The sequence below is a fragment of the Acetobacter musti genome, assembly GCF_011516835.1.
GTDB classification, from domain to species: Bacteria; Pseudomonadota; Alphaproteobacteria; order Acetobacterales; family Acetobacteraceae; genus Acetobacter; species Acetobacter musti.
Map to the genome: position 1 here is coordinate 1 of NZ_WOTB01000056.1, position 13,118 is coordinate 13,118.

The window sequence follows — 13,118 nt, forward strand, 5'->3', positions numbered from 1 at the left end:
GACGGATAGCGCTTCGTCTTGCGGGTGATACTGGCCATCCGGCCTCTCTGCTCTGGCGTCCACATCCAGGGCTTGAATCACACCCTCACCGAATTTCCAAACAGGCTCTAATGGAAAGACCATGAATTACCAGATCGGGATGCTTGCCGCTTATGCATGGTGTCGGCGTGTGCTCCGCTGACGATCTCCGCAGCACTCCGCATGGTCGTGCCCGTAATGCATTTCACTGTATTACAGAACCCTTTTTATAATTTCTTAATTCATATCTGAAGTATTTGCAATTTTCTTTGGCCAACGCCTATGGAGCCAAAGCCATGAACCAGGATCTGCGCGTATCCAACTTTCTACCGTCTGGTTCAGGACTGTCGTAAGGGCAAGAATATCTTCTGTTCGATTGCCCGTCTGGGGACAGACAAGAGGCGGCTCGCAGACCATCAGGAATCTTGCGGGACCAATCCGCTCGATCCGGATCGGTATCAGGGGAATACCGAAGCGAAGGGCGAGCTGGGCTGGTGCGGTGACGGTCATAGCTGTGTGTCCAAAAAACGGAACGCCAATTCCGTCGTTCATTTTCTGGTCAACCAACAGTCCAAGTGAACCGCCTTGCGCCAGATGCGCGATTGCCGCGCGTGCCCCCATTGCGCCCTTTGCAAACATTGAACAGTTCACACCATGCGCAGCGCAACGTAATTCCTGTATCACTTCTTCAATCGCGGGGTTGGATGCGCGCCGATAGGCACCTGCTACCGTGAGACCAAGTTGAGATGCGATCGGAAGAATCATTTCCCAGTTATTATAATGAGCCGAGAAAAATATAGCCTGCTTCGGTGGCAGATTTTCCTCCCCGACGATTTCCCAACCGGGTCCCGAACTTGTCCTCTTCAAATTGCGTAAATGGGGAAGTTCTCCGAAAACTCGCCCAAGATTGCGCCATGCCTGGCCAATGATCTGCCGACGCGCGTCAGAATCGAGCAGAGGCAGGGCAAGACGTAAATTTTGGTCGGCAATCCTCGATACTCCGAGATAAGGTCCGGCTAGTGCTGCGATGCCTCCAATCATATTTGATGCATGATCTGGCTTCAGATTACGAAGAACTCCGAAGAGACTCCTCAGGAGCAGACGCGTCGGGGCCTGCCAACGATAATCACGTTGAAGGCCCGCTTGACCCCGCTTTTCTAACGCCATTGCAGAAAATCATAATGAACATTTTTACTGCTCATATATTGCTCTGGATTCATGAAGGACAAACAGGTCTCCCTAATCCGTTGAACCGGACCGATATGCCATAAACGGTTATCCACGGCGAAAGAACGGGCAGTACAACGACCTTAATATATTCCATATATAAGTATGTTTATGCGTGTCCTATTAAGGGGTCTTCTCTTATTGATCGAGATACGGATTGTATCAGATTGAATTTTAAAATAATTATTACTTTAATGAGAATATTTTTAACTTATCGTAACGCAGGGTATTTTTAACGCATATGTAGTCCGCCCACTTTCTGGACGCATGATTTTACCAACGCACGCACCCATGATGATCGAAAATTCTGGTTAGAGGGTCTGATAATCCTTCTTGCTTTTACGCTCAGCCAGAAAGACACACAGACCATGTTGGCTGCCGAAGATCGTTCGGGCCCGCTGCTGCCTTAGCCTGCTTTTCGCAAATTACCTGGCTAACACTCCATGATATCGACTGTATCCGCCACCATTCTGACATCGGCGTGGGGTCGGTCAGCCATAGGCTCAATGCTCTGCCGTGGCGCTGGCAGAAAGGCGTGTCCTATCATTTTCTCAAACTTAATATTGCGAGGAATACCCGGAAGTCAGCGGCCTGATGGTACCGATCGACCTGGTCGGACAGATCGTCGATTGATGGAGAGGGCATCACGGCTTTCCATTGGTCATGATTTCACCTACGGCGCGACACCCCCGATCGCCGGACGGATGGTAGTGGTGGTCGATGACGGGATCGCCACCGGCGGCACGATGCGTGCGGCGCTGCGGGTGGTACGCCATCACGGTGCCATGCGGGTCGTGCTCGCCGTGCCTGGTAGCCCCGCCCGAGACACTGGCCGATCTGGCGGCGGAGTGCGACGATCTTGTGTGCCTGACCAAGCCGTCCGATTTCCGGGCGGTCGGGGTCCATTATGCCGATTTCCGGCAGGTGGAGGATGCGGAAGTGCGGGATCTCCTGACGCAGGCGCGCACCACCGCGACATGACGGAAATCCGACCGTCCGGCACACGACTCCTACCCGGATCGGCACGCGGTCCCTTTCGCCGACGCGTGCGCCCACGAAAGGCGTTTACATGCCGTCCGGCTCGTGTCCGGCCCCTGTGTCACTTCAGGCCCAGATGATCCCGATAGCGGCGGAAGCAGGCCGCACCACATTCCAGCCGCATTAGGGCACCCTCGGCGATTGCCGGGGCACGACGCGCATCTTCCGCAATGAGCGGGCCAATAATCTCCGCGTTCCATGTTGCGGAGTGGCGCACATCCAGCACGGCATGCAGGTCGAAATAATGCCGGTCATCTGGTTGAACACCCAACCGCTTCAGCCCAGCCGTGACCATGGCAGCCCTGCCCGGCGCTGTCAGTTCGATCACGCCCAGCGCGCCGACCGCGTGAAACGCCAGATGCCGGTGGCAGGCCAGACCGGCCATGGTGTTGGCCAAGGCCAGCGACTGCCACACCGTCGTCTCCGGTCGAGGCCGCAGCCCGAGGGCATGAATCAGATGCGCCAGCATCGGCCCGTGCATGCCGACTTTCCGGCCATGACCCATTTCGTCCCAGTAATTGCGCGCCAGTTCCAGTTTGGGACGCGTCGGCATACGGACCTGAACCAGTGCTGTCAGGTCCTCGAAGCCGGCTTCCCCTGTGGCTTCCTGTTCAAGGAACCAGCACATGGCCTTATGGGATGCTTCATGCGCCAGCCATGGGAAAAGCCTGTCGTGCTGGCCGGGACCGGTCCGGTCCAGTTCCTCGAACCATGCGAGGAATGCCGCGGGCTCCGTGGGCGCCCGTGCGGCGATCGGTGCGACCCGTTCACGCAGCGCGCGCAGGAAACCGGCCTCATCCACCAGCAGACGGGGCAGGTCCAGTTCCGCCGCACCGTCCTCCTCGGGCAGGCATGGCGTCAGCCTTACGCGATTGAGCCCGGCCAGTGCCAGATGGAGTTCCCGCTGCGCCCGATCGCTACTCTTGCCCGTCAGGATATTGTTCATTGACGCCATTCCTGTCCTGCTATCGCCGTATCACGGTCAGGCAGATTACCGCGATCCGCTCGGCAACGGATAGCGGACCATTCTCCAGTTCCTCACCAAAAACATCCGGGTCAAGTTCAGTGGCCTCCCATGTAAAGCCCCGGCCATCCAGCAGAGCCGCCACACCGCGCAGGAAGGGATTGTCCCCATCGATGATTGCAGTCCCGGTATAGAGCAGCAACGTTCCGCCGGGTGTCAGCCGCTCCATGGCCGTTCTGACAATCGCCAATGACAGGCCCTCCCCCAGCCTGCCACCACCGTTTCGGTACAGTCTACAGCCGGGATCGGGCAGATAGGGCGGATTGGAGACGATCAGGTCGAATTCCCCCGAAAGCCCGGACAGGAGATCACCCTGCCACGCCACGATGCCACCGACGCCTGCCAGGCCAGCGTTGATCCGCGCCAGCCGCAATGCGTCGGCGTTGATATCGACCATCACCACTTCGGTTGCCGGACTAGCCTGCGCGATCATGATCGCGCCAAGTCCCGTGCCGCAGCCAATGTCCACCGCCTGCATGGGCAGCGGGGCATAACGCAGGTGGGCTGCCAGCACCGTGCCAAACCGGTAGCTGTCCGGGCCGAAGAACACCGCATTCTCGGCGTCGGTGGGAAAGGCGGAGTGGAAAAACCCGTTGCACCCCAGTGTGGAAAACCGAAACCGGCTGCGCCACACCCCGTTATCAGCGACAAGCATCCCCGCCTCCATCGCCTGTCCGAAGAGGGGCGCGGGCAGGACATCACGCCGGAATGGCCGACTCCAGCCAAAGATACCGACCGAATTGCCTGCCCACCGATTGCCCGGCCGCGCATTGACACGGCGCAGGGTCTCTGGCGTGGGACAGACGAATCTGTAGCCTGATCGCAACAGCGTGATCCCCACCTGCCGCATTGCCTGATCCCGATCCGCTGCGAGGAAGATAGGATGATCCATGATGAAGCCCCAACGCAGCACGAATGGCGCCTGTTCCCACGCTGCCCGCAGCCCGTCCGGCTTTGGCGCGATGGAACGGCTTCCGAAGCCGGTATTATGTATACCCCTTGTCCTGCAGTGGCTATGGCTGGGGCTGCGCTACCGCGGGCTGACACTGCCATCGGTGGTCAATCCGGCGATCGAGACCGGGGGGCTGGCAGGCGAATCAAAAGCGGCCTGCCTGGCCCGGATCAGCCCGGACCACGCGCCATGGGTCGCCCGTACCGTCTTCGTCTCTCCCGCTGACATCCAGTCGGCAGCGGCCATGGCGCGAACACTCGGCTACCCGCTGGTTGCCAAGCCCGATATCGGCTGGTGCGGCTATGGCGTGCGGCGGATCAATACCGCCGGGAAACTGGCGGACTACATCGCGACCTTTCCTTCCGATGCCAGCTTTCTCATGCAGGAATTCGTGCCCGGACCCTTTGAGGCCGGACTGTTCTACAGCCGTGATCCTACCGAAACCCATGGCCATCTTATCGGTCTCGCCGTCCGTCATTCGCCACAGGTCGTCGGTGACGGTGTGCACTCCGTGACAGCCCTGATGACCGCGGACCCACGGCTGTGCCCCCGGATAAACCACTACACCACCGCTCTTGGCACCAGCCGGATGAGCCAAGTCCCGGCATGTGGTGAACGGGTCATCCTGGGCACGGTCGCCTCCCTACGAGTGGGCGGCCGTTATGAGGACGCCATGCGATTGAATACCCCTGCCCTTGAGTACCGTGTCGATGCCATCGTCCGATCCATGAACGGCTTCCATTTCGGTCGCCTTGACGTGCGTTTTGGCAGCGAAGAGGCGCTGCAACGTGGAGAGTTCCAGATTATCGAAATCAACGGCGCCGGATCGGAAGCCATCCAGTTCTGGGACCCGGCACTGCGCCTGCGGGACGCCTATCGTGGCGTATTTGCCAAACAGGAAGACATGTTCGCGCTGGCGGCCCGGATGCGGGCCAATGGCGCGGTCCCGATCAGCGCCATGGCGCTCATCAGGGCGTGGTGGCGGCAACTCAGGCTTATGCGGCGCTACCCGTCATCCAATTAGGTCGGGTATGCCCCCTTTTTAGCAGCCTGTCGGGGTGGTCCGGACATGTTCTTGCAGAAGATGTCGCCTTGGCTCGCCCCCGTGCCGCGTGACGCCTGCATGACCGGAAACAGGAACGACGCGGCATAATGCGATGGCGCATAACGTGGGAGCAGTCCATGATCGCCCCTCCCACGATGTTGCCGCAGACGAAAAAATCAGGCCGTTGCCGTGGGCTGACAGGTGAATGAAGGCCTGCCCCGGCGTCCCGTATGCTCATCCCGATGGCTTGATGAGAGCACACTGCGAATAGCTTGAATCGTAGGATTCCCAAAGAGTGCGGGATGTGATTCAAGATGAAGACTGACGGAGGAGGCCAGTCTTCATGCCCAGAGCCTATTCACAGGATTTACGGGACTGCGTGTTTGACGGGGAGGAGAAGGACGGCACGAATTGCCGGGCGGCGGCGCGGCATTTTGGCGTAAGCGAAGCTTCGGCGATCAAATGGGTTCAGCGGGCACGGGTGGCCATCGTCCCTCGAAAACCAGACTTGAACGGGCATGGCTGCAAGGAACAGGGATCTGGCGTCATGACCCAGTTCGCCCGCTATTTCAGTCCTAGGATCGGGAAAGCAGGCGTTCCAGCCGCAGCCGTCCGCGGCTATCCGTTAGGTGCCAGGCTATCAGATATGCCGCAAACGTCGCGCCGATCAGGTTGCCACTGACGATCAGCGACATCAGCAGAACCTGGTATCTGGACGCAGCCAGCGGGTTCATACCCGCCAGGATCTGCCCGGTCATGATGCCGGGCATGGTCACGATCCCGGCGGCCGCCATCTGGTTCAGCGTGGGCAGCAGGGCCGCGCGGATAGCCTGACGGATCAGGCCATTCATTGCCTGCGCGCGGGTCGCCCCCAGAATGATCCGCGCCTCGATCGCCTGACGTTCGCGCGTGATGGCAGACAGAAGCGTGTTCATCGACAGGCTGGTTGCGTTCATGACATTGCCCAGTAACAGGCCCGTCAGGGGGATGGCCGTGCGGGCAACGTACCATGGCTGGGGCTGGAGTGCGGTCAACAGCCCGATCAACACTACGATGACCGTCCCTGTCGCCGTGGCCACCCCGGCGATTCCAAAATGCCAGCCCGGACAAAGGCGGACCTGCTGACGCGACCCGGCCTCCCATCCTGCTGCGGAAAACATGAACGCCAGAAGCCCGATGGTCAGCCACACCGACGCATGGCCAAACACGAACAGCAGAACACTGCCGACAAGCGCAAGCTGTACTGCCATGCGCACGGCGGAGACCAGCAGTGCCCGCTGCAGCCCCAGCGACAGCAGGAACGACAGGACGCTGCCGGTGACAATCAGGGCAGCCGCAACCAGCATATCCCCTGTCGTCAGCACAATGGGATTCATGGCGCGATTTCTTCCATGTGTCTCTGCGCTATCCGAAACCGTTTCCCAGCCATGCGCGCCGCCTGCTGCATGTTGTGGGAGACCAGGACAATAGCCGTCCCCCGTGCCCTTACTGCCTGCAGGACGGCTTCAACCCTGTCCGTCGTGGCGGCATCCAGCGCCGAACAGGGTTCATCCAGCAACAGGACACGGGGGTGCAGCAGCAATGCCCGGATCAGGGCCAGCCGCTGGCGTTCTCCCGTAGACAGGCGTGACAGCGGTGTGCGCAGGCAGTCTTCCCGAAGGCCAAGACGCCCGATCAGATCGTGTACTTCGTCCGTATCCGCCATGTGATCCAGAACGATATCGGACCACCATGCAGGTTCCGCCGGGACATATTGCACCAGACGCCGCCACCGCTCCGCTGGCATGTCTAAGCAGGGCTGTCCATTAATACGTACCTCGCCTTCATGCGGGTCAAGATCCGCGATCATGCGGAGCAGCACCGTTTTCCCGCTGCCCGATGGGCCGGTGATCGCCACGCACTGACCCGTCAAGACGGAGAATGTGAACGGGCCACCATGGGCGCAGCATAATCCCTGCACCTCGAGAGCCAATGTCCCGGCAGCATATGTCGCGGCAATCATTCGTCCTCCTGAACGGTCGGTCCTGCCCGTTCGCGTGAAAACATCGGTTACTTCACCAGTCAGATCCATAATTTTCCATATATCTTCGTTTTTCGATATATGGAAACATGGTATCTCCCGGCGATCCTGGGCGTGGTACCACCGTTGCAATGAAATGCGTGATCTGGCAGCGACCCATGCCCGGTTATGGACAGGCTTCGCCAGCGTGACTGCTTGCCCCGGATGAACGCGTGTCAGTCCGTCCCTTCAGCCACGTCATGGAAACGGGGCGACGCACCACACGGCGCGGGTATTGTCTTTTTCGCGGAACCGGCCAATGGCTGCGGGCGTTCGGAAACCTACCTGTTTCCTCATGACTGGACAGTATCATGATGCTCGATCGCCGTTCCTTTCTGACGCTGGCCGGGTCAACGACACTGGCGGCCATGATCCCGCATGGGGCCCAAGGCAGCAGCCCCGTCATGGGTGAAAAAGCAGACCATACGCTGCGGATCGCCACGGGACGGGTTGAACTTGCCCCTGACCGCATAATTTCCACCACGCTCTATAATGACCAGTTTCCCGGCCCCCTACTGCGGTTTGAGGAAGGCCGGTGCAGTGTGGTCGATATCTTCAACGATACCGACACGCCGGAACTGGTGCTCTGGCATGGCCAGATGATCCCGAGCGTGGTGGATGGGGCGGCGGAGGAAGGCACGCCGTTCATACCACCGCATGGCATGCGGCGGATCAGCTTCCTGCCACGACCATCGGGTTTTCGCTTCTACCATACACATGTCATGGCCGGGGGCGATCTCAATCGTGGCACCTATACCGGGCAGGTCGGGCCACTCTATATCGAACCAAAGGATAATCCCGGTGCCTATGACCGCGAGATATTCCTTGTTCTGAAGGAATTCGAGCCATTCTTCAGTCGTGGGGGCGACATGGCGGGGGATGCGCTTGCGGGTGAACCGGTTGACGACCTCCAGCAGATGGGAAAGGCCGCCGACGCGACCGCCACGCAAAAGACGAAGGGGTTGGAGGTCGGCTACAGGTCATTCGCGATCAACGGAAAGATGCTGGGCCATGGCGAACCCGTCTCGAAGGCGTGCAGATAAACGCACTCATACTTCACCGATCGCCACAGGCGCTCGATGAAGACATTGTCCATCCAGCGCCCCTTGCCATCCATGCTGATTTTCACTTCGGCCGCCCGTAGCACGCCGGTGAAGGCCTGCGAAGTGAACTGGCTGCCTTGGACGCCCTTCTGTTTGTCAAGCGGCGAAACGCGATGCTTTGACCTCGCGATGGCGGCGTATGATGATGCCATAGACCTCGCGGGCGATGTAGCGTTTCAGGATGCGGATGACTTCGAGTTTGGAGTAACCTTCCGCGACACGCCTGGCGACATAAGCACGTGTCTTTTCGTCCGTTCGCAGGCGGCCGATGGCGATGAGATGCAGGGCGCTGTTGACTGCCCGGTCCCCGCCTCGGTTCAGTCGATGGCGGATCGTTTTCCCCGACGAGGCGGGTACAGGGGTGACACCGCAAAGGGCAGCGAAGCTTGCTTCGGATTTCAACCTGTCGGGATTGTCGCCAGCCGTCAGGAGAAGCTGGGCGGCTCCGTTGTGACCAATGGAATTGCGGGCGACAAGTTCCGGCGCCAGTTCTTCGACAATCGCCTTGATCATCAGGTCCAACTCGGCGATCTCGTCGTGCAGTTCAAGGTAACGGCGTGCGAGGGATTTGAGGCTGATCCGATAAGCGGCTTCGAGATTGCGGTAAGCGGTGAGGTCAGGCCGGGACGCCTCAAGCGTGCGGATCAACTGCATCCGGGTCATGGAACGTAGCTGCTCCCGCAGCGCATCCGGCGCTGCGACGATCGTATTTTGGATCATCTGTAACGCGATTTTTCGCGCGCTTACAGCGGTTTTCCGACATGCCCGCAGGACTCGGAGAGATTCCACCATGCCGTCTCTGCGGAACAGTCCGCTGGCCTGCAAAGGCAGCGTGAGCGGCGCTCTGGGCATCCAGGTCGTCACTTTTACCATGCCGGCGGCGATCATGCCGATCAGGCGCCGTAGCTGCCGGTCGATTCAACCCCGACACGCAGAAGATCGCCCGCCGCGTGCATCCATGCCAACATCTGTCGATAACCCTGTCGTGTCGCGGGAAAACTCTGTGTGCCCAGCACATGATCCTGCTCATCGACGATAGCCGCAACATGTAGATCCTTGTGGGTATCAACGCCACCAACGACCACGCGCGTCGTTTTTTCGTTTCCATCCATGACCGTGCCCCCGGCTGATCGCTGTCAATGGCTCTGCCGCGGCCCGCTGCATGGACAGGACAGTCAGGTCAGGCCCTTCTCGGGTCACAGGCAATGGCCGAGGCAAAGCCTCTCCGCGAGGTGCTCCCGGGCGGTCGACAGGTCCAGGGAAAGACACAACGGTCGATCAGAATGCGGGTCAGACCGCACCGGGCACCTCGCAGCGCCAGTCTACCGTGGTCGATCAGTGTTTGAGACAAACCATCCGGGAGCTGGCAACCATCTTCTGACTATCGGTGTTGAAGATGTCCGGCGGACCATGGCCTCCTCCAGAGCCTCGACGCAAAAGGCCGCGTCCATGGTATTGGACAATCGCCAGGCCAGCACCTTGCGGGTGGCCCAATCCATAATCGCAACGAGGTACAGGAAGCCCCGTCGCATCGGCAGATATGTCACGTCTGCGCACCACACCTGATTGGGCCGCTCGATCTTCATATCTCGCAGCAGATAGGGATAAATCCGATGCTCCGGGTGCGGATCGCTCGTGCGCGGGCGCTGGTAGATCGCCACCAGCCCCATCTGCGCCATCAGCCGACGTACCCGGCGGCGGCCCACCGCATGCCCAAGCCGCTGCAGGTGCCGTGCCATCTGCCGGCTGCCGTACCACGGACAGTCCATGAACGTTTCGTCGATCACGCGCATCAGCGCCAGCGTCTCCTCGCTCTGAGGCGCAGGGGTGTAATAATAGGAGGACCGGCTGATCGACAGCAGGCGGCACTGCGCCGCGATCGATAGGCGGTGGTGAGCAGGCTCGATCAGCAATCGCATCTGGCCCGCGCTCATCGACCGGAGGCTTTCGCCAAAAAATCCCTCTCCACCAGCAATTGCCAATCTTGGCATGCAGCTTCTCGATTTCCGCCTCAGCCTCGGCCTTCGACGCTTGCTCACCCCCGTCGAACAGGCTGGCCATCCCCTCCATCGCCTGACGCTTCCATCCCCCGATCATCGTATAGTGGACGCCGTTTTTGGCAGCCAACTCCGCCAACGTCAGTTCGCCACGGATCGCCTCCATCGCAACCTTCGCCTTGAATTCAGCGCTGTAGCGCTTTCTCGTCTTCTTCATTCCCGCCCGTTCCTCAGGTCGGGATGAGCTTAACACCCTGTCCGGATTTCCGGCACCACTTCAGACAGAACCGTTCAATATGGTGATTACGGATGACGGTCATGCCGCGAGGTAGTGAGCCCGTGCGCTTCAGCCGACGCCAAAGCAGCAACGCTTAAGGGTTACCGGATCCCTGATTCCGTGATCTGGATTAATAAATCCCAATCTTCGTGCGGCCATCTTGTCGCTCTATCAAAGCTCTTGTAAAAACAAGAAGAAATACTTTGTCGCAAACATGGCGTTATGAAATATTTCCAATTGAGAATCTCCATAAACAGTAAAATTCGTCGCAATCCACAAGAAACCGTCAGGGTTCCTGTGGTCAACGCCCTACGGATATGAAAACAAACACCGTGCCCCGATTTCGCATATAGCTATCTTCTTATACTGCTTTGACATGCCTGAGCATCATAGTCTGCTCGTGCCGTTAGCCACGGTCGTCCGAGATGACCTGGACAAAAGCAATAGTGGTGGTCACAGATATTGTACCAGCCCACCTGACCGATCCCACTACGAAAGGGGTTCACCCCATGTCACCCTTACCGTTGAGTTGCATCCTGCCTGAAGCTACCGCCTCTCGAAATGGGTGGGAAGGCAGCTGTTTTGATCATAGCCAGCCCTTGAAACAATGGAACCTTGCATGATGGCCGACACCTGCAAGGTTCTGATGATCTTCCCGCGCTTCAACGCCAATTCATTCTGGAACTATAAGGAGGCCTGTGACCTGGCCGGTGCACGCTACCCCGCCGCACCGCTCGGCCTGATTACCGTTGCGGCCCTGCTGCCTGAAAACTGGGAAATCCGGCTGGTCAACCGCAATACCGAACAGCTTGATCACGCGGATTTCGCGTGGGCCGATATTGTGATGACCGGCGGTATGCTACCACAGCGTAACGATGCCCTCCACATTATTGAAATGTGCCGTGCCTGTGACAAGCCGGTAGTGATCGGCGGCCCCGATGTCACATCCAGCCCGTCGTTGTACAGCGCCGCGAATTTTCAGGTCCTTGGCGAAGCCGAGGAAATCATGATCGATTTCATCGCTGCCTGGCGGCGCGGTGACCGGCAGGGCGTGTTCGAAGCGCCGATGGGCAAGACCGATGTCACCAAAAGCCCGCTGCCCCGCTTTGACCTGCTGAAGCTGGACCAGTACCTGCATGTTGGCGTCCAGTTTTCGCGCGGGTGTCCGTTCAGTTGTGAATTCTGTGACATTATCGAACTGTATGGCCGGGTGCCGCGCACCAAGACCAATGCACAGGTCATGGCCGAACTCGATGCCCTGTACGCGCTGGGGTATCGGGGGCATGTGGATTTTGTTGATGACAACTTGATCGGCAACAAGAAGGCGCTGAAGAAATTCCTGCCCGACCTGAAACGCTGGCAGGATGAGAAGAACTTTCCCTTCGAATTTTCGACCGAGGCGTCCATCAACCTCGCGGATGACCCCGACCTGCTGCGCAGCCTGTCCGATACCAATTTCTTTGCCATATTCGTCGGCATCGAAAGCCCGGATACGGACTCCCTCGTACTGATGCAGAAAAAGCAGAACACGCGGCGCAGCCTGCAGCAGAGCATCGAGACGATCCACAAGGCCGGGATTTTCGTCAATGCGGGCTTCATCGTCGGCTTCGACAGTGAAAAGGGCAGCGTCGCCGGAGGCATGATCGAGTGTATCGAGGATACGTCGATCCCGGTCTGCATGGTCGGCCTGCTTTATGCCCTGCCCACGACGCAGTTGACGCGCCGCCTGCTGGCGGAAGGCCGTCTTTTTTCCGGCAGCGAACAGACGCAGTCGGGTGACCAGTGTACGGCCGGGCTGAATTTCGAGACAAAGCGCCCGCGTCGCGACGTGCTGAACGATTACAGGACGGTGCTGGCGGCGATCTATGACCCGGTTGCCTATTTCGGCCGTGTCCGCAGGCTTGGCCGGATGCTCGGGCGCAAGCGCGCGCACCGGATAATAAAGGGCGACCTGCGCAGCTTTGTTCGGCTTATGTTCCGTATCCACCGCGCAGGACCGGGCACGGCTGGACAGTTCTGGCGCATGATGCTGGACTGTGCCCTGCATAACCCTAGAGCGCTGCCCTATGTGGTGATGACCAGCGCGCTATACCTGCATCTCGGCCCGTTTTCGCGGCAGGTCATTGCCGAGATCGACCGCGAGATCGCGGACGTGGATCAGGGCCGCTGGCAGGCTCCGCCCGTTGTACGTCATGTCGAAGCAGAACTTGTGCCCGTCTAAACTGTGTTAAGGGGGGATGAAGGAGTGTACGTTATGTACAATAAAGTGGAGGGTTCTAAAAACCCCCTGGTTTTGAGGTCTTCTGTATGATTCTATTTCTTCTGCGTTGATTGAGGGAATGGCGATATGAAGCAGTCTGGTTTCTTTGATGTTGAAG

Annotated in this window: 9 protein-coding genes and 3 pseudogenes; 4 read left to right on the forward strand and 8 right to left on the reverse strand. The window is 59.0% G+C overall.

The window, feature by feature from the left end; translation table 11 throughout:
• Positions 1–255: 255 nt before the first annotated feature.
• Positions 256–1,185, reverse strand: a complete 930-nt coding sequence (locus GOB93_RS19825; RefSeq protein WP_173585134.1) for a lysophospholipid acyltransferase family protein — start codon at positions 1,183–1,185, stop codon at positions 256–258.
• A 764-nt stretch (positions 1,186–1,949) separates the two neighbouring features.
• Between GOB93_RS19825 and GOB93_RS21805 the strand changes: the two genes are divergently transcribed.
• Positions 1,950–2,363 (forward strand): phosphoribosyltransferase family protein, encoded by a 414-nt coding sequence (locus tag GOB93_RS21805; protein ID WP_242010952.1) that lies wholly within the window; start codon positions 1,950–1,952, stop codon positions 2,361–2,363.
• Here GOB93_RS21805 and GOB93_RS19835 read toward each other — a convergent pair.
• Entirely contained in the window at positions 2,345–3,229 is an 885-nt protein-coding gene (locus GOB93_RS19835) for an iron-containing redox enzyme family protein (protein WP_010517025.1), read from the reverse strand. The two genes, GOB93_RS21805 and GOB93_RS19835, sit on opposite strands and share 19 nt — an antisense overlap.
• A gap of 19 nt (positions 3,230–3,248) precedes the next feature.
• A complete protein-coding gene (locus GOB93_RS19840; RefSeq protein WP_242010951.1) occupies positions 3,249–4,199 on the reverse strand; it encodes a methyltransferase in 951 nt (316 codons plus the stop codon).
• Between GOB93_RS19840 and GOB93_RS19845 the strand changes: the two genes are divergently transcribed.
• Positions 4,198–5,283, forward strand: a complete 1,086-nt coding sequence (locus tag GOB93_RS19845) for an ATP-grasp domain-containing protein (protein WP_173585135.1) — start codon at positions 4,198–4,200, stop codon at positions 5,281–5,283. The genes GOB93_RS19840 and GOB93_RS19845 overlap by 2 nt on opposite strands.
• Before the next feature lie 596 nt (positions 5,284–5,879).
• Here the strand turns inward: GOB93_RS19845 and GOB93_RS19850 are convergent.
• A complete protein-coding gene (locus tag GOB93_RS19850) occupies positions 5,880–6,680 on the reverse strand; it encodes an ABC transporter permease (RefSeq protein ID WP_173585136.1) in 801 nt (266 codons plus the stop codon).
• Positions 6,677–7,306, reverse strand: coding sequence for an ABC transporter ATP-binding protein (locus GOB93_RS19855; RefSeq protein WP_173585137.1), 630 nt, complete (start codon positions 7,304–7,306; stop codon positions 6,677–6,679). The genes GOB93_RS19850 and GOB93_RS19855 overlap by 4 nt, the downstream gene beginning before the upstream one ends.
• Before the next feature lie 461 nt (positions 7,307–7,767).
• On the opposite strand from GOB93_RS19855, the gene GOB93_RS19860 reads away from it, so the two are divergent.
• A complete protein-coding gene (locus GOB93_RS19860) occupies positions 7,768–8,406 on the forward strand; it encodes a multicopper oxidase domain-containing protein (RefSeq protein WP_242010953.1) in 639 nt (212 codons plus the stop codon).
• Here the strand turns inward: GOB93_RS19860 and GOB93_RS19865 are convergent.
• The 3 pseudogenes from GOB93_RS19865 to GOB93_RS19875 all read right to left on the reverse strand — a co-directional run.
• Positions 8,379–8,546 (reverse strand): annotated as a pseudogene (locus GOB93_RS19865) (IS3 family transposase); the annotation flags it as partial. The gene GOB93_RS19860 and the pseudogene GOB93_RS19865 overlap by 28 nt on opposite strands.
• 16 nt (positions 8,547–8,562) lie before the next feature.
• Positions 8,563–9,578 (reverse strand): annotated as a pseudogene (locus GOB93_RS19870) (IS110 family transposase).
• Between the two features lie 291 nt (positions 9,579–9,869).
• Positions 9,870–10,680: pseudogene (locus GOB93_RS19875) on the reverse strand (IS3 family transposase); the annotation flags it as partial.
• A 679-nt stretch (positions 10,681–11,359) separates the two neighbouring features.
• On the opposite strand from GOB93_RS19875, the gene GOB93_RS19880 reads away from it, so the two are divergent.
• A complete protein-coding gene (locus GOB93_RS19880) occupies positions 11,360–12,961 on the forward strand; it encodes a B12-binding domain-containing radical SAM protein (protein ID WP_173585138.1) in 1,602 nt (533 codons plus the stop codon).
• Positions 12,962–13,118: the final 157 nt, after the last annotated feature.